At 59.9% G+C, this 19,630-nt stretch carries 16 protein-coding genes; 3 read left to right on the forward strand and 13 right to left on the reverse strand.

The window, feature by feature from the left end; all coding sequences use genetic code 11:
* Positions 1–99: 99 nt before the first annotated feature.
* Together VIN96_RS12715 and VIN96_RS12720 are read right to left on the reverse strand one after the other, a co-directional pair.
* Positions 100–3,042: a chemotaxis protein CheW gene (locus VIN96_RS12715; RefSeq protein WP_331896605.1), complete on the reverse strand. Its 2,943-nt coding sequence runs from the start codon at positions 3,040–3,042 to the stop codon at positions 100–102.
* A gap of 177 nt (positions 3,043–3,219) precedes the next feature.
* Positions 3,220–3,846: a histidine phosphotransferase family protein gene (locus VIN96_RS12720; RefSeq protein WP_331896606.1), complete on the reverse strand. Its 627-nt coding sequence runs from the start codon at positions 3,844–3,846 to the stop codon at positions 3,220–3,222.
* Positions 3,847–3,923: 77 nt separating this feature from the next.
* On the opposite strand from VIN96_RS12720, the gene VIN96_RS12725 reads away from it, so the two are divergent.
* Together VIN96_RS12725 and fdhF are read left to right on the forward strand one after the other, a co-directional pair.
* Positions 3,924–5,489 carry an NADH-ubiquinone oxidoreductase-F iron-sulfur binding region domain-containing protein gene (locus tag VIN96_RS12725; protein ID WP_331896607.1) on the forward strand — a complete coding sequence of 522 codons (1,566 nt, stop codon included), beginning with the start codon at positions 3,924–3,926 and terminating at the stop codon, positions 5,487–5,489.
* Positions 5,486–8,221 (forward strand): formate dehydrogenase subunit alpha, encoded by a 2,736-nt coding sequence (gene fdhF / locus VIN96_RS12730; protein ID WP_331896608.1) that lies wholly within the window; start codon positions 5,486–5,488, stop codon positions 8,219–8,221. Before VIN96_RS12725 ends, fdhF begins: the two co-directional genes overlap by 4 nt.
* On the opposite strand, the gene VIN96_RS12735 is transcribed toward fdhF, so the two are convergent.
* The 6 genes from VIN96_RS12735 to VIN96_RS12760 all read right to left on the reverse strand — a co-directional run bounded on the left by VIN96_RS12735 (position 8,218) and on the right by VIN96_RS12760 (position 12,851).
* Positions 8,218–8,577, reverse strand: coding sequence for a ModE family transcriptional regulator (locus tag VIN96_RS12735; protein WP_331896609.1), 360 nt, complete (start codon positions 8,575–8,577; stop codon positions 8,218–8,220). The genes fdhF and VIN96_RS12735 overlap by 4 nt on opposite strands.
* 51 nt (positions 8,578–8,628) lie before the next feature.
* The gene (locus tag VIN96_RS12740) at positions 8,629–8,910 is read right to left on the reverse strand and encodes a hypothetical protein (RefSeq protein ID WP_331896610.1); all 282 of its coding nucleotides are present in this window, start codon (positions 8,908–8,910) and stop codon (positions 8,629–8,631) included.
* Between the two features lie 12 nt (positions 8,911–8,922).
* A complete protein-coding gene (gene thiS / locus VIN96_RS12745) occupies positions 8,923–9,174 on the reverse strand; it encodes a MoaD/ThiS family protein (RefSeq protein ID WP_331896611.1) in 252 nt (83 codons plus the stop codon).
* A 15-nt stretch (positions 9,175–9,189) separates the two neighbouring features.
* On the reverse strand, positions 9,190–10,419 hold the full coding sequence (locus VIN96_RS12750) for an NAD(P)/FAD-dependent oxidoreductase (RefSeq protein WP_331896612.1): 1,230 nt from the start codon (positions 10,417–10,419) through the stop codon (positions 9,190–9,192).
* Between the two features lie 89 nt (positions 10,420–10,508).
* Positions 10,509–12,356: an aldehyde ferredoxin oxidoreductase family protein gene (locus tag VIN96_RS12755; RefSeq protein WP_331896613.1), complete on the reverse strand. Its 1,848-nt coding sequence runs from the start codon at positions 12,354–12,356 to the stop codon at positions 10,509–10,511.
* A 15-nt stretch (positions 12,357–12,371) separates the two neighbouring features.
* Positions 12,372–12,851 (reverse strand): 4Fe-4S dicluster domain-containing protein, encoded by a 480-nt coding sequence (locus VIN96_RS12760; protein WP_331896614.1) that lies wholly within the window; start codon positions 12,849–12,851, stop codon positions 12,372–12,374.
* Between the two features lie 350 nt (positions 12,852–13,201).
* On the opposite strand from VIN96_RS12760, the gene VIN96_RS12765 reads away from it, so the two are divergent.
* Entirely contained in the window at positions 13,202–13,705 is a 504-nt protein-coding gene (locus tag VIN96_RS12765) for a hypothetical protein (RefSeq protein WP_331896615.1), read from the forward strand.
* An 80-nt stretch (positions 13,706–13,785) separates the two neighbouring features.
* Here VIN96_RS12765 and serA read toward each other — a convergent pair whose 3' ends face one another.
* From serA to VIN96_RS12790, 5 genes are all read right to left on the reverse strand, one after another.
* Positions 13,786–15,363, reverse strand: a complete 1,578-nt coding sequence (serA, locus tag VIN96_RS12770; RefSeq protein WP_331896616.1) for a phosphoglycerate dehydrogenase — start codon at positions 15,361–15,363, stop codon at positions 13,786–13,788.
* 41 nt (positions 15,364–15,404) lie between these two features.
* Positions 15,405–16,568: a phosphoserine transaminase gene (locus VIN96_RS12775; RefSeq protein WP_331896617.1), complete on the reverse strand. Its 1,164-nt coding sequence runs from the start codon at positions 16,566–16,568 to the stop codon at positions 15,405–15,407.
* A gap of 207 nt (positions 16,569–16,775) precedes the next feature.
* On the reverse strand, positions 16,776–17,114 hold the full coding sequence (locus VIN96_RS12780) for a hypothetical protein (RefSeq protein WP_331896618.1): 339 nt from the start codon (positions 17,112–17,114) through the stop codon (positions 16,776–16,778).
* A gap of 29 nt (positions 17,115–17,143) precedes the next feature.
* Positions 17,144–19,093, reverse strand: coding sequence for an SLC13 family permease (locus VIN96_RS12785; RefSeq protein WP_331896619.1), 1,950 nt, complete (start codon positions 19,091–19,093; stop codon positions 17,144–17,146).
* Positions 19,094–19,184: 91 nt separating this feature from the next.
* Positions 19,185–19,622 carry a hypothetical protein gene (locus VIN96_RS12790; protein WP_331896620.1) on the reverse strand — a complete coding sequence of 146 codons (438 nt, stop codon included), beginning with the start codon at positions 19,620–19,622 and terminating at the stop codon, positions 19,185–19,187.
* Positions 19,623–19,630: the final 8 nt, after the last annotated feature.

Raw genomic sequence — 19,630 nt, forward strand, 5'->3', positions numbered from 1 at the left:
GAAACGAATAGCGCAATCTGGCCTGAAAGATAAGCCTTTTTCGTACAAAAAGGCCCTGCCGGTGAACCGACAGGGCCTTTTGAGGACATTGACGCCCGATTAGGTGGTTACGCTGTTGACGGTCATCGCCAACGAACGCACCAATTCGTCTCGATCGGCTTTGGCAACATAATCGTTGAACCCGACCGAACGCCCCCGTTCAAAATCGCGATCCGTGGCGTGAGCGGACAAGGCGACCATGGGGATTTCGCCCCAACGCGGGTCACGACGGACCTCTTCGGCAAAGGCAAAACCATCCATTTCCGGCATTTCGATGTCACTGATGATGACGTCAAACTTCGAGCCCCGGTCACGCATCACCAAAGCTTCTGTCGCAGATTCCGCGGTGGTGACGTTGAACCCTGCAACCGATAGGATCGGTGCCAGCAGGTTGCGGAAAAACGGGCTGTCATCCACCAAAAGCGCATGCTTGCCCGCGATCAGGCCGCTGCCGTCCTCTTCGGAACCGCCGAACCAATCGGGGAACGCCTGGGTCAGATAATAGCCCGCGTCGATCACGTCGGTTGCACGACCGTCAATGACGGCGGAACCGATCAAACCGGAACGGTTGGCGGTGATTTCGACCTTGAGGCGATCTTCGACGATGTCGACGATTTCATCGACCACCAACCCCATGGAACGCTCAGATTCCGTGAACACCAGAACGGCCTGACGACCTTCACTCATCCATTTCTGATCGGCGCTAAAGGGAATCAAGGGCATCAACTGCCCCCGATATTGAACCATGTGTTCGCCGTGAGACACTTCGACGTCGGCCATGTCGATTTCTTCCAAACGCGCAACCAGGGCCAAAGGCACCGCCTTCAGCTCATCACCGCCAGCGCGGAAGATCAGCATGGAAACCCGTTCGTCGCCGGTCGAACCGACCTGATCCTCGGCACTGGCTTCCGCTTCGGGCGACGCGCCGACTTCACCAGTCGAGGCCGCGATGCCGTTGGGATCCAAAATCATGATCACCGAGCCGTCGCCCAAGATGGTGTTGCCCGAGTAAACCGGAATGTCGCGCAACACAGGAGACGTCGGCTTGACCACGATTTCTTCCGTATCGAATACGCGGTCGACGATGATGCCGAAGCTATAGGTGCCGACCTGGGCGACAATGATGAAGGTTTCGTCGGCAATCTCTTTACTGCCGCCCGTCGACAATTTCAGCAGATCGCCCAAATGAACCAAGGGCAGCAAGCGGTTGCGCAGGCGCAGGACCGGGCTGTGATTGATGACTTCGACCGAATATTCGGAACGCGCCGAGGCTCGCACCAGTTCAAGAACGCTGATTTGCGGGATCGCGAACTTTTCGCCGCAGCTTTCAACGATCAGCGCTGCGACGATGGCCAAGGTCAGCGGAATTTTGATGGTGAAAGTCGAACCGCGGCCTTCTTCGGATTTCAACTCGATGGTGCCGCCAATTTTTTCAATGTTGGTGCGCACCACGTCCATGCCGACGCCGCGCCCCGAAACGCTGGTAACCTTTTCGGCGGTCGAGAAGCCGGCCTTGAAGATGTACTGCTGGATCTGTTGATCCGACATGGCGTCGAGTTCGGATTCCGTTGTCAGGCCGTTTTCGATGCACTTGACGCGAATGCGTTCCATGTTCAGGCCTTTACCGTCATCGGCAATGTCGATGATGATATGGCCACCTTCATGATAGGCGTTGAGCGTAATGGTGCCGGTTTCCGGCTTGCCCATGGCGACGCGTTCGGCCGGAGTTTCCAAACCGTGATCGGCGGAGTTGCGCACCATGTGGGTGAGCGGATCTTTGATCAAGTCGAGAACCTGACGGTCCAGTTCGGTTTCTGCGCCCAACATCTGCAGGTCGATCTTCTTGCCCGTTTCAATGGACAGATCGCGTACGATACGCGGCAATTTCGCCCATGCATTGCCGATCGGTTGCATGCGGGTTTTCATCACGCCTTCCTGTAGGTCGGTGGTGATGTGGCTCAAACGCTGAATGGGAACGGTGAATTCGCTGTCTTCGCTGCCGCGGATCATCTGTAGAAGCTGGTTGCGCGTCAGAACCATCTCGGAAACCAAGGTCATCAGGTTTTCCAAAACATCGACGTTGACGCGCAACGAAGCCGTCACGCCACCGCCACCGTCGCCCTTAGCCGCAGGCGCCGCCGCTTTGGCGGGCTCCTTCTTGGCGGCAGGGGCCGCAGCTGCGGTCGTCGCAGGCACAGACGGTGCAGCGGCGGGAACCGACGCAGCCTCGGGTGCGGCCTCTGGTTCTGCGTCAAATTCGGCTGCCAGGCGTTCCATTTCTGCGTTCGCGGCCATTTCAGCCGCAGCGATCTCGTCTTCCGAAGCCTCACCACCACCGGTGGCTTGCTCGTATTCAGCCAACAATTCAGCTGCAACCGGGAAACCCTGGTCCGACGTGGTCGGACCGGAACTGTCACCGCCGGTGGCTTGTTCGTATTCAGCCAGCAATTCAGCGGCGACCGGGAAACCCTGGTCCGACGTGGTTGGGCCGGAGCTGTCACCGCCGGTGGCTTGTTCGTATTCCGCCAACAGTTCCGCAGCGACTGGGAAACCTTGGTCCGACGTGGTCGGGCCGGAAGATGCGGGTGCGGGCGCAGCAGCGGGGGCCGCCTCGACACTCACGCTTTCACCATTGGCCAGCGCGTTCAATTTCGCGATCAGCTCGGCATCGTCGCCTTCCGGCTCTGCCGCCGTTTCAGCCAATTCATCAACCAAACCACGAATGGTGTCGATACACTTGAGAACCAGCGACACGCCGTCCGGAGTGACTGCCAGAGCGCCGTCGCGATACTTGTCGAGCACGTTTTCACCGGCGTGCGCAACGGATTCAAGTCGCGGCAATCCGAGGAAGCCACACGTACCCTTGACGGTGTGAACCAGGCGGAAAATGTTACCCAAAATCGCAGCGTTTTGAGGATCTTTTTCGAACTCAACCAGCTGTAAATCAACTTCAGTCAAGCTTTCGCTTGTCTCGGTAATAAATTCGCTCAAAAGATCGTCCATGTGCGGATCCCTAACTGCAAAAGCATGCGCAATAACCCCTGCGCGTCGAGAAGGTCGTGACCTTACTAGATTGACCTGCTCATTCCCATTTTCAAGATATTAACGCCCCAACAGCCTTGGGCCAATTTTTTTCTAGCAATTTCATACGATAAAAGTAAAAAACTCGAAAAACAGGCTTCATAAAAGCGCTGCGAGGCGAATTTCGTCGGGCACATCGGCTAATATTTCCATTTCCGCATCCAAGCTCTGCGCCAAGATCACGGTAAAATGTCCATGAACCGTGCGCGCGGTGAGCAAGTCCGGTGCCACATCCACGCTCAGGGCCGTTTTCAGTTCGGGACGCAGCACCGCACCGGTCCCTTGTGCGAACACCGCAAAGCCCAGGCGCCCGCCGATTTCGCTGACGTCAATGCGCAAATCGCCTCCACGTGGCAATGCTTCCGCGCCGATCAAGCACAACCCCAACAACAACTTGCCCGACATCAAGCCAATTCGGGCGTTTTCCGCCGTCCAATTGACGGCTATGCGGCCGCCTTGGAGGTAATCCACAAGCAGCTTTTTCAAGTCATCGGTGGTGATGGTGTCGCTTTCTCCGCCGCCAAGACCGAAGGCGACGCGAAAAAACGCTAAGCGACTGGCGCACTGGGCAGCACTCATGGCGATCACATCGAGCGCCGCGCCATCGGCCATTTGCTTATCCTCACTCAGCAATTCCGCACCGGTGCTGAGCGCGCTGACGCCACCGGCCAAGTCATGGCAAACCCGCGAGACCAACAACTGCGCCACCTTATGATCGATATTCATGTTTTTTTGCCCTGTCCGCTCCTATATTTCCTATTATTGACTTGGACTTACCGAGGCCGCAAGGGATCGCTGGCGACATGGGGACAAAACGCCAAAACCGGACTGCCCGGCCTTTTCCCAAAGGGCGGCAGGCGACAGACGCCGAAATCGCGACGGTGTGCGCTCTGCTGGGCGAGGTCGAGCGCGGCCGCGATTTGCTGATCGAACACCTCCACACCCTCAACGACCATTTCGGACATCTCAGCGCTGGACACATCGCCGCGCTGGCGCATGTGCTGGGTCTGGCCCAAATCGATGTCTATGAAACGGCGACCTTTTACGCCCATTTCAACGTCGCCAACGAACGCATTGCCCCTGTGACATTGCGCATCTGCGACGGCCCCGCTTGCCGCATGGCCGGGGCCAAAGCGCTGCTCACGGACGCGTTGGCGGCTTTCGGCGACCAGGTCCGAGTTTGCGCCGCGCCGTGCCAAGGGGCGTGCGACACCCCACCGTCGGCCATGCTGGGCAAGTCCCGCATTGCCAACGCAACGCTGGAAAAACTCACGACGCCGGACACCGCCCCCCTGCCCGCCATCGGTGACGTTCAAGTTCAAACGCCTTCCGACATCCGCGAAGAATTGCACAAGGCCGGACTGCGCGGCATGGGCGGTGCGGGTTTCCCGGTGGTGCGTAAATGGGCGTTTTTCGACGATGCACCCAAGCCGCGCGTCCTGGTGGTCAATGCCGACGAAGGCGAGCCGGGCACATTCAAAGACCGCTTCTTATTGGAAACGGAGCCCGAAAAGGTTTTACGCGGCATGATGATCGCAGCCCAGGCCCTGGACGTTGACGACGTGTTCTTTTACCTGCGCGACGAATATCTGCATATCCACGCCGCGCTTGGCGAAGCTTTCAAACATATCAAGCTCGAAGGCGTCACCTTGCACCTGCGGCGTGGCGCGGGCGCATACATCTGCGGCGAGGAAACCGCGTTGCTCGACAGCTTGGAAGGCAAGCGCGGCCAGCCCCGCAACCGCCCACCTTACCCCGCCCAACACGGATACAAAGGCCGCCCGACCATCACCCACAATGTCGAGACCCTCTATTGGATCGCCGACATCGCGGCGCGTGGCGCGGATGCGTACATGGATGAGGGCCATCCACGATTTTATTCGGTGTCGGGACGGATCAAAAATCCCGGCGTCTATCGCACCGCAACCACCACCACGGTCGCGGACCTGATCGACATGGCGGGCGGCATGATGGACGGCCATCGCTTCACCGCATTCCTGCCCGGAGGTGCATCCGGCGGCGTTTTCCCAGCCCGCTTTCAAGACAAAGCCATGGACTTCGGTGTGTTCGAACCGCTGGGCGGTTTCGTCGGGTCCGGCGCGTTGACGGTGCTGTCCGATCACGACGACGTGTGGGATATGGCCCGCACATTGACGACGTTCTTCATGGAAGAAAGCTGCGGCAAGTGCACGCCGTGTCGGGTCGGCACGGAAAAGATGCTCGGCCTGATCGACACCCCTCATCAACAAGCTGACCTGATCCGCGATCTGTCGGCGACGATGCGCGAGGCGTCCATCTGCGGTCTCGGCCAAGCTGCTCCCAATCCGGTGCTCACCCTGCTCGATCATTTCGGGGAGGACGATGCATGAGCGACACCATCACATTCATCCTCGACGGCCAAGAAGTCGAAGCCCGGCCCGGTGAAACGGTGCGTAAATGCGCGCGGCGTTTGGGCATCGAAATTCCTGGTATCTGTTCGGGCATCAATGCCCACTACAGCGCGGACGGCAGTTGTCGCCTGTGTATGGTCGAGGTCGAAGGCGAACGCACACTCGCGGCCAGTTGCAAGCGCGTGGTGACGCCGGGCCTCAACGTAAAGACGGCATCGGATCGTGTCACCCGAACCCAACGCACCGTGATGGAGTTGCTGCTCACTGATCGACCGATTCTCACGGAAAGCCCCTATCACCCGGCCAATCGCTTTCGCGTCTTGAGCCAAGGCATGGAGGTCGAAAGCAGTCGCTTCGCACCTCACGGCACCCCGCCCCCTGTGGATGCTTCGCACCCCGCCATCGACGTCGACATGTCGAAATGCATTCTTTGCACCAACTGTGTGCGGGCGTGTAACGAGGTGCAAAACAACGCCGTGATCGGCATTTCCGGGCGCGGCAAAGACTCGCGCATCGTGTTCGATCAAGGTGATGCGTTGGGCTTCAGCACATGTGTGGCGTGCGGCGAATGCGTGCAATCGTGCCCGACCGGCGCGCTGATGCCCAAAGCCCTGCCCACCCCGCTGGCCGATACACACAAGGTGGACTCGCTGTGTCCCTATTGCGGGGTCGGCTGCCAAATTACCTATCACGTCGCCGACGACAAAATTCTCTACACCCAAGGCCGTGACGGTCCCGGAAACTTGAGCAAATTGTGCGTCAAGGGCCGCTTCGGGTTCGACTACGCCCGCCATCCCGACCGTTTGACCAAGCCGCTGATCCGCATCGACGGCGTGGCGAAGGATCCCGAAATCCTGAACAGCGGCGACCCCATGAGCCAATTTCGCGAAGCGTCTTGGGACGAGGCTCTGGACCGCGCGGCGGCGTGCTTGGAACTCGCCTACGAACAGTTCGGCGCGGACGCCATCGCCGGGTTCGGTTCGGCCAAGGGCTCCAACGAAGAAGCCTATCTGTTTCAAAAATTGATCCGCACCGCATTTCACACCAACAACGTCGATCACTGCACCCGGCTGTGTCACGCCTCGTCCGTGGCGGCGTTGATGGAAGGCATCGGCTCCGGCGCGGTCACCGCCCCGTTCACCGACGCCGAAAAAGCCGACGTGATTTTGGTCATCGGCGCACGTCCGTCGCAGAACCATCCGGTGGCTTCGACCTTCATCAAATCCGCGAAACGCAACGGCGCGAAACTGATCGTCATGGACCCGCGTGGTCAGGCCTTGAGCCGCCATGCCGACCATATGATCCAATTCACCCCCGGTGCGGACGTGGCGTTGCTCAACGCCATGCTCAACGTCATCGTCAGCGAGGATCTGGTCGATCACGCCTACATCGAAAACCGGGTCGAAGGTTATGATGCCTTCGTCCAGCACATCCGCGATTACCCGCCGGAAAAGATGGCGGCGCTGTGCGGCATTGACGCCGACACAATTCGCGCCGTCGCGCGTCTCTATGCGACCGGCGGGCGGGCCATGATTTTCTGGGGCATGGGCGTTTCGCAACACACCCATGGCACCGACAATGCACGATGCCTGATCGCGCTGGCATTGCTCACCGGCAATGTCGGTCAGCCCGGCACCGGGCTGCATCCGCTACGCGGTCAGAACAATGTGCAAGGCGCTTCGGATGCCGGTTTGATCCCGATGGTGTTGCCCGATTACACCCCCGTCGGCAACGCCGTCGGCCGGGCGCGGTTCGAAACCGCATGGAACTGCGAGTTGCCCGCCACCCCCGGACTAACGGTGGTGGAGATCATGCATGCGGCCTTGGCCCGTGACGTCCGCGCCATGTACATCTGCGGTGAAAACCCGGCGATGTCGGACCCGGATTTGAACAAGGCACGCCGAGCCTTGGCGAGCCTGGATTATCTGGTGGTGCAGGACATCTTCCTGACCGAAACGGCGGCCTTCGCCGACGTAATTTTGCCCGCCACCAGCTTTTATGAAAAGACCGGCACTTTCACCAATTCCAACCGTCAGGTGCAACTGGGGCGCAATGTTGTGGAACCACCTGGTGACGCCCGCGAAGATTTGTGGATCATCCAAAGCATCGCCAAGCGCTTGGGCCTGGATTGGCATTATGAGAACGCCGCCCACGTGTTCGAGGAAATGCGTACCGTGATGCCCTCGCACGCAGGTATTTCGCACCTGCGTCTCAAACGCGAAGGCGCGGTGACGTATCCCTGCCCATCGGAAGAGCTTCCCGGTCAAGAAGTTCTGTTCGCAGACGGCTTCCCTTTGCCATCGGGCAAGGGGCGTCTGGTGCCCGCGCATTATAGTCCGCCCGACGAAGAGCCCGACGCAGCCTATCCGTTCGTGCTGACCACCGGGCGAATGCTGGAACATTGGCACACCGGCGCCATGACCCGGCGCGCGTCGGTGCTCGATGCGCTGGAGCCTTCCCCGGTGATCAGCATGCATCCCGGCGACCTGCAACGCTTGGATCTTGAACCCGGCGCACATGTGAGGTTAAGCAGCCGCCGCGGCACCCTCAGCGCTGCCACCCGTTCCGACCGCGACGTGCCCCCCGGCGTGGTGTTTTTGTCATTTGCATTTCACGAGGCCGCCGCCAACTTGTTGACCAATCCGGCGCTCGATCCGTTCGGCAAGATCGCGGAATTGAAATACTGCGCAGTCAAGGTGGAGAAGGCTTAAGCGTCGCCGCTAGGGTCTTTGAGCAATTTGGCAAACTCAGACGCCTCAAGCGCGACGCTTTGCGCGGCTTTATCTTCCATCTCTTGATAACGCCGCACCACGTCATGCCCCAAGGCCGAGACCTCAGCGCCGCCGCCGCCCTTGCCGCCGGTGCTGGTCACCACCAAGTCGGACGTAAAGCTGCGGTTCATGCTGTCGACCAACAGCCACGCACGGCGATAGCTCATACCCATTTCCCGCGCCGCGCCGGAAATCGAACGATGCCGGTCAATGGCGAGCAACAGATCGACCTTACCCGGCCCCAGCGCCGTCGCCGCGCCGATCAGAATGCGCACGCGTGGATTGTTGGATTTCATGTTTGTCGCTGTTCGCTTCGGGTCGCTCTTCGCCATCCCCGAACTATAGCCTCAACCGCCGCCGCGGTGAAAGTATCTCTCAAACCGCGTCACGGCGGCTTCGGCGGCATCATCGTCATAGCCGCTCAGTTCCAGCGTCACGTGGGCGCGGGGAATGCGAAATCCGCCCAGGGCAAAGTTGGCTTGTTCTTCGAACGTGATGGTGAAGCGTCGCCCGTCTTGGTCAAGAACTGCGCATTTGCCGTCCCAAGTGAAGGCATCGTTGTCCAAGGCGCGCGGCAAGGTGTCCAAAAACATCTTTTGCGTCAACGCCATGTCCTTGGTCAGCTTCATACCCTCACCAACTTATCCACCTGCGACCGGCGGCCAGATGGCCAAGGCCTCACCTTCGTTCAAGACCCGGGTTTCGCGTTCGCTGGGCGCGATATAGACGCCATCAATCAACACCAAGTGGCAATATTCCGACGGCAGCTTGACGCTGTGGATCACATCCATCACCGTCGCGCCGTCGTCGACGGTCATCTCGACTTGGTTTTTCACCGCGCCGTCGGGCAAGTACTTGTCCAACAGCGCAAACAGTTTAAGCGTGATCTTCAACGGCTTGCTTCCGCCTTATCCTTGGCTGCACGCGACGTAAGCTTCCGCGATGCGGCTGGGGTCTTTTTTCAAACGATCCTTCCACGCGCCAAGCTTGATACGGCTTTGGATCAAGCCGCGCAGCACGCCGATTTGATCGGTGCGCCCGAGGCTCAATGCGCCGACCAGATGATCGCCGTGGAACGCCAGCTTGATGTAGCGATGCTGGTCGTGGTCCATCATCACCGCCACGTCGTCTTCACCCATCCAATGCCCGAACGAGGCCGAGATCAACCCCAAGGTGTCGAGCACGTTCATGATCAAACTGCCGCGATACTTGGCGTCCGCACCCGCCATGTTCAAGGCCGCGATGCGGCCGTGTTCGACCGAGGTCGGTTGCACGGCGTGAACCTGAAAACCGCCACCGAAATCGGGACCTTCGGCCACGTCGCCCGCCGCATAGATGCCTTCGACGGAGCTTTGCAAACGGTCGTCGACTTTGATGCCGACGCCGATCTCAACCCCGGAGCCGGCCAGAAAATCCGTGTTGGGCTTGACGCCCACCGACACCACCACAAGATCGGCGTCCAGATCGCCGCCCTTGTCGGTGCCGACTTTCAGCTTGCCGCCGTTCTCAGCCACAGCCGTGACTTTGGTCGAGGTCAGCAATTTGACCCCTTTGGCTTCAACCCAACGCTTGAGCATGTCGCCGCCGGTGGCATCCATCATCTTCGAGATCATGCGATCTTCGGCTTCGACCACGGTCAGATTGACGCCGCGTTCCACCAGACTTTCGAGGATGATGCAGCCGATGAAGCCTGCGCCCATCAGCACCACGTTTGAACCGGCCTTGGCGCGCGCGGCGATATACTGGGCATCTTCCAACGTCCAGCAATGATGCACGCCATCCAATTCCAATCCCGGAATCGGCGGCGTGACCGGGGTCGCACCGGTCGCCACCAACAATTTGTCATAACCGACTTGATGGCCGTCCTGCATCGTCACCGTGCCGTTGTCGGGATCGACCTTGGTGGCGGTGCCTTGCAGATATTCGATGCCCAGGGAATCGTAGTGGCCCTCAGACTTACGCAGGTAGGTGCCCTGCTCTGCGATCTTGCCCGTCAGCACATAGGGAATCGCCATGCGCGAATAGGGCGGATGGGCTTCGCCCCCGACCAAAATCACATGGCCCGATGGATCCGCCTTGCGCAGGTTTTCCGCCGCGACGACGCCTGCGGGACCGGCACCTAGAATTACGTATTTCATGAAGTCCTCCCCAAACGCTTCAGCCCCGCCCGCCCCCTCACAACACAGAGGCGGACGGACAGGGCCGCGTTGAAAAATCCCGGATGCGTCTACAGAACCAGACGATCCAGTGTTTCATTGGTGGGCACGCCGTCAGGAGTCCAACCACGCAGCGCGTAGTATTCGGGCAGCATTTTGCCCAACTCGTTGACTTTGCCTTCGGCCGGGCCGGTCTTGGCTGCGTCCTTCAGCAAGCGCTTGGGCAAGGTGTCGTCCTTACCGGTGAAGCCCGCATCCAAGTTGAACTTGCGTTCCAGGTTCCACACCCGCTCGCCGACTTCCAGCAACCGGTCGACCGTCCACTCACCTTCGCACGCCGCGTCGATTTGCGGCGCAATGTTGTCCAACGACCACGCAAAGGTGGTGAACACACACAAGCCCGAGCTGTCTACAGCGCCGGTGGCATCTTGGAACGCGATCACCAAACCGGCCTTGCCATCGGACGACAGCGGATCGGTCTTTTCGGGAATGCCCAAGATTTCCGACGCGACCGTGTAGCTGCGCAGGTGACACGCGCCGCGGTTGGAGGTTGCATAGGTCAAGCCCATACCCTGGATGCCGCGGGAATCGTAGGCCGGAAATTCCTGGCCCTTGACCGACATGGACAGGTCGGGATGACCGTATTTTTCGGTCAGCAGCTTGGAGCCCAAACCGATTTCCGCGCCGAAGCCTTCGCCGCGACCGGTCAGTTCGGCCAAGGTGGTGAGCGCCTGGGCATTGCCCCAGGTCAGTTCGATCCCACCGGTTTCCTTGGTGGTGATGACGCCCATCTCGTAGAGTTCCATCGCCGCACCGACGGTGGCGCCGAACGAGATCGGATCGAAGCCCTGTTCGTTGCAGATGAAGTTGGCGAACGTCAGCGCATCGAGATCGTTGACCCCGTTGGCCGCGCCCAATGCCCAAGCGGCCTCGTATTCCAAACCGCCGGACGCGATCTGATACTGTTCACGGTCCTTGACGGTGTAGTGGGTCGGATCGATGGTCGAGATGCGACCGCAGCCGATGGTGCAACCGAAGCACGCGCCGTTGCGCGTCAGGTTGGGCTTGCCATCCGAACGCCGCGGCTCTTGCATCGCTTCGCCGGAAATGTCGGATGCGCCTGCGAACTGCACGTCTTTGTGATTGTGCGTCGGCAATGCCCCGGTTTCGTTGATGACGTTCATCAACACCTGGGTGCCCAACGCCGGCAAGCCTTCGCCGGTGACGCCGTTTTCGGCCAGAACCGTCTTGGCTTCGCGGGTCGCTTTCAAGAACGCATCGACATCGTTCACCTGGACGCCCTTGGTGCCACGCACCGCGACGGCCTTGAGGTTCTTCGAGCCCATCACCGTGCCCACGCCGGAACGACCGGCGGCGCGGTGCAGGTCGTTGACCACACCGGCGAACTTGACGCCAACTTCACCGGCTTGACCGATGGAAGCGACGCGCAACTGCGGGTCTTGGTATTCGGCTTTCAAGCCTTTTTCCGTATCCCACACCGTGCGGCCCCAATAGCCCGATGCATCGACCAGTTTGGCGTCGTCGTCTTGGATCAGCAGGTACACCGGCTTGGCCGATTTGCCTTCGAAGATCACCATGTCCCAACCGGCGAACTTCAGCTCGGCGCCGAAGAACCCGCCCGAGTTCGAACACGCGATCGCGCCGGTCAGGGCGCCTTTGGTGATCACCGACCAGCGCCCGCCGGTCGCCGCCGCCGTACCGGTCAGCGGACCGGTGGCGATGATCAGTTTGTTGTCGGGCGACAGCGGATCGACCTTGGGGTCGATTTCTTCGCTGAGATACTTGGTCGCCAGACCGCGTTGGCCCAAATACTGGTTGGCCCAATCCATGTTGAGCGGTTCTTCGGTGCAGGTCCCTGCGGTGAGGTTGACGCGCAGAATTCGTTTAGCCCATGACATTTGCGTGCCCTCCCTTTAAGCGCTGGCCTGTTGGCCGGCGTCGGTCGCCTTGGCCCAGGCTTTCATTTTGGCGTAGCCGGTGGCGGCCGCGTCGGTGTAGGTGATGGCCCCGGTCGGGCACGCCTTGGCGCACGCGGGATCGCCGCCGCACAGGTCGCACTTGATGACCTTGCCGCTGGCGGGGTTGTAGTTCACGGTGCCAAACGGGCAAGCGATGGTGCACACCTTGCAACCGACACACAGAGCGTCGGATACGACCTTTGCACCGGTGGCGGAGAACACGGTGATGGCATCCACGGGACACGCCTGCATGCACCAGGCGTCGTCGCACTGGGTGCAGGTGTAGGGCACGAAGCGCCCTTCATCGTGGAAATTGAAAACCTTGATGCGGGATTTCGCGGGGTTGGAGACCCCTTCGTTTTCCATCGAACAGGCGATTTCGCACTGTTCGCACCCGGTACATTTACCGGCATCTAAAACCAGAGCTTTTTCCATGTGCACCTCCCAAAAACGGTTTCTTTGCAGCTTGATGCGGGCAAGCTGGTGAAGTGGGTTTGCGGTGCGAAAGGTGAACGAAAACCGGGCAAGCTCTTCATCAAGCTTGCCAAGTCCCCAGCATTTCAAGAAGCCCGGTGTTGTCCGTGCTCCGTAACCTCCCACGTCCGCTCAATCTCATATCATCGTCGAGCTTGAAACTATTTAGCCCTCATAAAGCGAACGGTTTCAAGTGTCTTTTTGTACTACAGCACGATCCACTCACACCCACTTTCACACCGAGGTTGAGCCAAAGCCCCCCTGCCCCTATCATGAGCCCACCGACAGCCGAAAGGGAGAGACGGGGAACCATGCCCGCCACAATCCGCACGATCTTGCAAGCCGCCATCCTCGCCACCACCGCTTTGACGTTTTCCGCCGATGCGCTGGCCATCTCTCAAAGCTGTAAAGGACAGACGCGACCCGACCGCAGCGCGACGGACGCCTTTTTCAAGGACTTCGTACCCCACTACACCATGGGCGAATGCATGGTGCGATTGAAACTCGACGTTCACGAAAATGTGAAGAAGGCCTCCGCCGTGTATCAAATCGGCAAGGAGTTCCGCCGCTATCTCTACGCTCACGCGCCCACCGCGGCGGCGTACTACTTCGAGCCCGGTCGGGACGGCTATCATTATCTGATGTACGTCAACGAATGCCCCAACCGCTACGCCATCACCCAAGCAATGATCGACGCGGTGCAGCCGTGCTTCGAAGGCGAGGTCGATATCAAAATGCTCGAAGGCCCGGTCGAACCCGGCCCGCAAACCTTCGAGCCGACGACCATGGAATGGACGGATTCTATTCCGGAATAAAAATATCGATCCATTGATCGCTAAAACACAAAAAGGGCCTCCCGAAGGAGGCCCTTTTGCTTGCGTGAGTGCCGCTTCGTTTAGAAGCGCAGCGCTTGGGCGCGCATGACTTGCGGCAGGGCGCGCAGTTCGTCGAGCACGTTGTCGTCCACCGCTTGATCGACTTCGACCAAGGCCAACGCTTCGCCGCCGACTTCGGCGCGGCCGAGGTTGAAGGTCGCGACGTTGATGCCCGCGTTGCCGAGCACGGTGCCGAGACCGCCGATGAAGCCCGGCTTGTCGTGGTTGGTGCAAAACAGCATGTGCTCGCCGAGCTTGGCGTCCATGGGAATGCCCTTGATGTCGACGATGCGCGGCTCCTTACCGGCGAACAGCGTGCCCTTGAGGGTGCGGGTTTGCGCTTCGCTGGTGACGGTCAGCGAAATCAACGTCTGGTATTCGGTCGGACGCTCGTGCTTGACCTCGGAAATGTCGATGTCGCGTTCCTTGGCGATCACCGGGGCGGACACCATGTTCACGCCTTCCAGCATCGGGCTCAACAGGCCTTGCAGCACCACGGCGGTGATCGGCTTGGTGTTGAGTTCGGCGGCGTGGCCTTCGTATTCGATGGTCACGGACTGGATGCCGCTCAGGGTGATCTGACCGGCGAAGCTGCCGAGCTGTTCGGCAAGCTTCATGTACGGCGCCAACTTCGGCGCGTCTTCGGCCGACACGCTCGGCATGTTGAGCGCGTTGGTCACCGCGCCGTCGAGCAGATAGTCGGAGATTTGTTCCGCGATCTGCACCGCGACGTTGACCTGGGCTTCGGTGGTGGATGCGCCCAGGTGCGGGGTGCAGATGACGTCTTCGCGACCGAACAGCGGGTTGTCGACGGCGGGTTCGACTTCGAACACGTCCAGCGCCGCGCCCGCGACCTTGCCGCTTTCCAGGGCTTCCAACAAATCGGCTTCGACCACCAGGCCGCCGCGCGCGCAGTTCACGATGCGCACGCCGTCCTTCATTTTGGCGAACGCGGCCTTGTTGACGATGCCGCGGGTGGCGTCGGTCATCGGGGTGTGCAGGGAAATGAAGTCGGCGCGGGCGAACAATTCGTCCAGTTCGACCTTTTCCACGCCGATGTCTTGGGCGCGTTCCGGCGACAGATACGGATCGTAAGCCACGACCTTCATCTTCAAGCCGATGGCGCGGTCCGCGACCACGGAACCGATGTTGCCGGCGCCGATCAGCCCCAGCGTCTTGCCCATGACTTCAACGCCCATGAAGCGGGATTTTTCCCACTTGCCGGCGTGGGTCGAGGCATTGGCGGCGGGGATTTGACGCGCGGTGGCCATCATCAAGGTGATGGCGTGTTCGGCGGTGGTGATGGCGTTGCCGTAAGGCGTGTTCATCACCACGATGCCCTTGGAGGTGGCGGCCTTGATGTCGACGTTGTCGACACCGATACCGGCGCGGCCGATGACTTTGAGGTTGTCGGCGGCTTCGATGATGTCCGCCGTCGCCTTGGTGGCGGAGCGGATCGCGAGACCGTCGTACTCGCCGATGCAGGCCTTCAACTCGTCGGGCGTCATGCCCGGCTTGAAATCGACGTCGACGCCGCGCTCTTTGAAAATCTGCTCAGCGAGCGGGCTCATCTTATCGGAAATGAGAACCTTAACCATGGGGTCAGTCCTTTACATCAATAGGGAATGGGGAGAGCGGCTCAGAGGCCGGCTTTGATTTCAGCGAACGCCCAGTCGAGCCACGGCAGCAACGCTTCCATGTCCGACGTCTCAACCGTCGCACCGGCCCAGATGCGCAAGCCCGCCGGGGCATCGCGATAGCCGCCGATGTCGTAAGCCACGCCTTCGCCGTCGAGCATCTTGACCAGCTTTTTCAGCTCGGCTTCCTGCACCTCGGCGTCGAGCGCCGTGAAGGCCGGGTCTTTGACTTTCAAACACACGGACGTATTGGAGCGAATGGCCTTGTCTTCGGCCAGGAACGCCGCCCAATCGGACTTTTCCACCCACGCTTCGATGGCCGCCAGGTTGGCGTTGGAACGCGCTTTCAAGCCTTCCAAGCCGCCGATGGTTTCGGCCCACTTGAGACCGTCGAGCGCGTCTTCGACCGCGATCATCGACGGCGTGTTGATGGTTTCGCCCTTGAAGATGCCTTCGATGAGCTTGCCGCCCTTGGTCATCAAGAAGATTTTCGGCATCGGCCACGCCGGGGTGTAGCTTTCCAGGCGCTCCACCGCGCGCGGGCTCAAGATCAGCATGCCGTGCGCGGCTTCACCGCCCATGACTTTCTGCCAAGAGTACGTCACGACGTCGAGCTTGTCCCACGGCAGGTCCATGGCGAACGCGGCCGAGGTGCTGTCGGCGATGGTCAGGCCTTGGCGGTCGGACGGGATCCAGTCGCCGTTGGGAACCTTGACGCCCGAGGTCGTGCCGTTCCAGGTGAAGATCACGTCGCGGGAAAAATCGACCGCGGCGAGATCGGGAATTTGCCCGTATTCGGCTTTGGTGACCTTGACGTCGTCGAGCTTCAGTTGCTTGGTGACGTCTCCGGCCCAACCGGCGCCGAAGCTTTCCCAGACCAACAGTTCGACTCCGCGCGCGCCCAGCAACGACCACATGGCCATTTCCACCGCGCCGGTATCGGACGCGGGCACGATGCCGATGCGATAGTCGTCCGGCACGCCCAAGATGGCGCGGGTGCGGTCGATCACCTCGGCGAGTTTCTTCTTGCCCGGACCCGAACGATGCGAACGGCCCGTCAAAGCGTCGGACAGGGCATCCACGGTCCAACCGGGACGTTTGGCGCAAGGGCCGGAGGAAAAATTGGGATTGGCCGGACGGAGGTCAGGCTTGGCGGTGTTGGTCATAAAAAAACTCCCTTCTCAACACACTGACGAAGGGAGTTCCAAAAACCAAACCGGGCGAAAACAGAGACTTCGCGCGTCAATTCGATCTTCAAAAGTATGCCCTTCGCCTTACGGCAGAAGGGTCGCGACCCGTTGGGAGGTCGTGGCCCACAGTCCCTATACGCCTCCTTGCTGCGGCGCACAAGAAGATTCGTTGATGTGACCCGATTATTGAAAATTAACGATGGCCTGAATGATAAAACCTACTGACAAAAACAATAGTCCAATGATCCCACACTGGTTCTCATAATTGTTTTCGTTTGACCACCTCAAAAAACCTAGCAACAAAGACACGACCTTAACTGGAATCCAAATAATGGTATCCATAATTAAATGAATTAACGAATCAAATCCTCGGACAGGTTCAAACCAATCCCTGAGAATTTGTTTCTCTAGGTAATCAGCAATTTTACGACCGGTGACATCTGACCAAACGACCTTTACACTCAAAAGAAATGCCCCAACAAGATCAAATGCCAACCCGGCTATAATCAAATTTGCTTTCATATTTCAGTCCCACAAAAACCATAGAGGGCCTACATCCCATACCACCACGGCACGAACAAACTGAACACCGCCCAGATCAGCAAGATCAGCGGCACGCCGGCACGCGCGAAGTCGGTGAAGCGGTAGTGGCCGGGGGCCATCACCAGCAAGTTGGTCTGATAGCCGATAGGTGAAGCGAACGAGCAGTTGGCGGCGAACACCACAGCGACGGCGAACGCTTCGACCGGCGCATTGATGGAAATGGCCAAGTCCACCGCGATGGGCGTGAACAGCACCGCCATGGCTTTGGAACTGATGACATTGGTCAGCACCACCATGGTGATGAAGAAGATCGACAGCACCGCCCACGGCCCCGCACCCTGAAACAGCCCCATCACCGCGCTGGCGACGAAATGCGCGCCGCCGGTGGCGTGCATGGCCGCCCCCATGGCCAGGGCGGCCGGAATCATGGTGAGGATTTTGGTATCCACGGCGCGAAACGCTTGGCGAATGTTGAGTACACCCAGCCCCACCATCGCCGCTGCCCCGGTCAGTCCGGCGATGACGATCGGCACCAAGCCCGTTGCCGCTGCCAACACCACCCCCAAAAGTACCGTCGCCGCGCGCTTGGCGTGATGATGAGCGGGCAGTTCCGCCGCCGACCATTCGATCAGCAACACGTCTTGATTGGTGCGCAGCGCCTGCACGTCGACGGGGCTGCCTTGTACCAGCAACACGTCGCCGGCTTGCAGGCGGATTTCGGTCATACGCGTGCGGATCATGCGCGAACGGCGTTGCACCCCCAACACGATGCAATGGGTTTTAAAGCGAAAGCCCACTTGCGGCAGGGTCTGGCCGATGATCCTGGATGCGGGGGGAATCATCGCTTCGGCCAGCACCCGTTCGCCGCCGTGCCACGGTGTCGGGCTGTCGTCTAAATCGCCGTCGGGCAGGTTGCCTTCGCTTTCATCCATTTCGGCGGGTTTGTGTCCAGCCGTATAGGGGACCACGCCACCGCTTGCGCTTTCCAGATCGGGATAGAGCCCCTCGGCGTCACGCGCCAAAGCCTCTTGAATTTCCTTGCGCGTGGCGGCAACCACCAACACGTCGCCGGCGCGGGCTTCGTAGTCTTCAAACGGCGGCAAGATGGCTTCTTCACCGCGCTGAACCATGCGCAGGGTCATGTTGCCAAGCGCCGGAAAAATTCCACCGACCGCTTTTTCCCCAACCAAGTGCGACGATGCACCGACGGTCACTTGGGCGATGTATTGCTTGCCCCCGGTTTGGCCGCCGACCAAGCTTTCGGCCATGCCTTCGCGGCGCGGCAGCAACCACGGCGCCACAACCAACAGATAAACCAAGCCGACGCCCGCCAACACCAAGCCCGGAACGGTGAAATCGAAAAAGCCGAACGGTTCGCGTTCGATGCCGATCAACGCCGAGTTGACCAACAGATTGGACCCCGACCCGATCAGCGTGGTCATGCCGCCCAAGATCGCGGCGAAGCTCAACGGCATCATCAGCTTGCTCGGCGCCATGTCGAAACGGTCGGCCAAGGCCTGCATGATGGGAATGAAGATCACCACCACGGGAATATTGTTGAGAAAGCCGCTGACCAACGTGGCGGTGAACAACACCGCGAAAATCGACAGCCAATGCGTGCCGCCGCAACACCCCAGCACGAAATGCGCGGCGACGTCGAGCACCCCCGTGCGCACCATGCCCTGGCCGATCACCAGCAGCGCCAAGACCGTGATCAATGCGGGATTGGAAAAGCCCGACAGCAGGACTTCCGGCGACAAAATATTGTCGACCGTCCCGCTCAGGCCCGTGCCCTGGATGGGAAAGGCGTAGAAGAAAATCATCAGGACGCACAAAACGCCCAGGCTGGTGACCTCGATCGCCACCTTTTCCCACGCATACAGGGCAAAGGCGACGATGATGACGAGAAACGTCACCCACATCTGAAAGTCTGCCGCTACCGTCGCACTGGCGTGCATGGCGTCCCCTTTTGTCCGTCCCCCAACGCGCCTAAGCCTTAGTCCTTAATGTTCACGCTCGGGGACAAAATGACAAGAGTGGAATCAGGCGTTAGCCGAACAGTAAACTGCCGGGATTGGGCACCGGCTGGCGGTTTTCCAACAACACCCAACCGCGCACGATGCGGATGACGTACCACAGCGGCAAAACCCAGAGCAAAAACATGCCGATGCCGAAAATCCACGTCAGCACGCCGACCAAAATCAACAACAGCCCGCCCCAAAAGGTGCCGATCAGGAAGGTGTAGTGACCATGCAGCCACGCCGGCGCCTCGCTACGCGCCACGTATGCGAGGATCAGGCCGATCAGCATGGGAAACCCGCTGATCGAAGCGATGGCGTACAACGCATAGGTCAACCGCGGCATGGTCAACGGGTGAGAAAACGCATCCGATAGATCGTCGAAGCCGCCGCTTTGCGGGCGTTGCGGCTTAGGGTCTGTGCCAGGCGGAAGGATTTCGGGCTCTGGCTGTCCGTTGGCGGCGTTCATGTACGCAC

The sequence above is a fragment of the Magnetovibrio sp. genome (genome assembly GCF_036568125.1).
In the GTDB taxonomy this organism is placed as follows: domain Bacteria; phylum Pseudomonadota; class Alphaproteobacteria; order Rhodospirillales; family Magnetovibrionaceae; genus Magnetovibrio.

Excerpts from the sequence above, each read along its gene's own strand:
- VIN96_RS12715 (WP_331896605.1), bottom strand. The coding sequence starts at position 3,042 with ATGGACGATCTTTTGAGCGAATTTATTACCGAGACAAGCGAAAGCTTG.
- VIN96_RS12720 (WP_331896606.1), bottom strand. The coding sequence starts at position 3,846 with ATGAATATCGATCATAAGGTGGCGCAGTTGTTGGTCTCGCGGGTTTGC.
- VIN96_RS12725 (WP_331896607.1), top strand. The coding sequence starts at position 3,924 with ATGGGGACAAAACGCCAAAACCGGACTGCCCGGCCTTTTCCCAAAGGG.
- fdhF (WP_331896608.1), top strand. The coding sequence starts at position 5,486 with ATGAGCGACACCATCACATTCATCCTCGACGGCCAAGAAGTCGAAGCC.
- VIN96_RS12735 (WP_331896609.1), bottom strand. The coding sequence starts at position 8,577 with ATGAAATCCAACAATCCACGCGTGCGCATTCTGATCGGCGCGGCGACG.
- VIN96_RS12740 (WP_331896610.1), bottom strand. The coding sequence starts at position 8,910 with ATGAAGCTGACCAAGGACATGGCGTTGACGCAAAAGATGTTTTTGGAC.
- VIN96_RS12750 (WP_331896612.1), bottom strand. The coding sequence starts at position 10,419 with ATGAAATACGTAATTCTAGGTGCCGGTCCCGCAGGCGTCGTCGCGGCG.
- VIN96_RS12755 (WP_331896613.1), bottom strand. The coding sequence starts at position 12,356 with ATGTCATGGGCTAAACGAATTCTGCGCGTCAACCTCACCGCAGGGACC.
- VIN96_RS12760 (WP_331896614.1), bottom strand. The coding sequence starts at position 12,851 with ATGGAAAAAGCTCTGGTTTTAGATGCCGGTAAATGTACCGGGTGCGAA.
- VIN96_RS12765 (WP_331896615.1), top strand. The coding sequence starts at position 13,202 with ATGCCCGCCACAATCCGCACGATCTTGCAAGCCGCCATCCTCGCCACC.
- serA (WP_331896616.1), bottom strand. The coding sequence starts at position 15,363 with ATGGTTAAGGTTCTCATTTCCGATAAGATGAGCCCGCTCGCTGAGCAG.
- VIN96_RS12775 (WP_331896617.1), bottom strand. The coding sequence starts at position 16,568 with ATGACCAACACCGCCAAGCCTGACCTCCGTCCGGCCAATCCCAATTTT.
- VIN96_RS12780 (WP_331896618.1), bottom strand. The coding sequence starts at position 17,114 with ATGAAAGCAAATTTGATTATAGCCGGGTTGGCATTTGATCTTGTTGGG.
- VIN96_RS12785 (WP_331896619.1), bottom strand. The coding sequence starts at position 19,093 with ATGCACGCCAGTGCGACGGTAGCGGCAGACTTTCAGATGTGGGTGACG.
- VIN96_RS12790 (WP_331896620.1), bottom strand. The coding sequence starts at position 19,622 with ATGAACGCCGCCAACGGACAGCCAGAGCCCGAAATCCTTCCGCCTGGC.